The organism is Pseudoalteromonas sp. S1612 (assembly GCF_005887175.1).
GTDB classification, from domain to species: Bacteria; Pseudomonadota; Gammaproteobacteria; order Enterobacterales; family Alteromonadaceae; genus Pseudoalteromonas; species Pseudoalteromonas undina.
Genome location: NZ_PNDH01000170.1, coordinates 1 through 436, shown reverse-complemented (window position 1 = coordinate 436; position 436 = coordinate 1). Strand labels below are relative to the sequence as shown.

1 pseudogene is annotated in these 436 nt (G+C 34.4%); it reads left to right on the top strand.

Annotation, left to right across the window (positions count from 1 at the left end):
* Positions 1-151 precede the first annotated feature (151 nt).
* Positions 152-383: pseudogene (locus CWB78_RS18550) on the top strand (segregation/condensation protein A); the annotation flags it as partial.
* Between the last annotated feature and the right edge of the window lie 53 nt (positions 384-436).

Sequence of the window (436 nt, the reverse complement as noted above, 5' to 3'; positions counted from 1 at the left end):
AACTTCTAGAGAGATTAGATAAACAGGTTGATTTAATTATTCAGGGTTGTTACTTAGCAGAGCAAGCGACTACAGTAATAGATTTATCAGAAGATGAAGTTAAAATATTACGTGTTGGTTGTGGTGATACAAGCCCGTTTGAGTTGTAAGAGTGAGCGAAAGTACAGCTGATACAAAAAATAGTGAAAAGCCAGTACAGCAAAAGCTACCACTGGCTTTTTTGCATGGTAAAGCGGTTGTAGATAAACCTGAAGATTTATACATTCCACCCGATGCGCTTGAAATTATATTAGAAACCTTTGAAGGCCCGTTCGATTTGTTGCTTTATTTAATTAAAAAGCATATGCTTAGATGTTCTCGAATTTTCTATATTTAGCATTACATAGCAGTAAGTAAAATTTGAAGAAATTAAGAGTGATGTTCCGATTAAAATCGC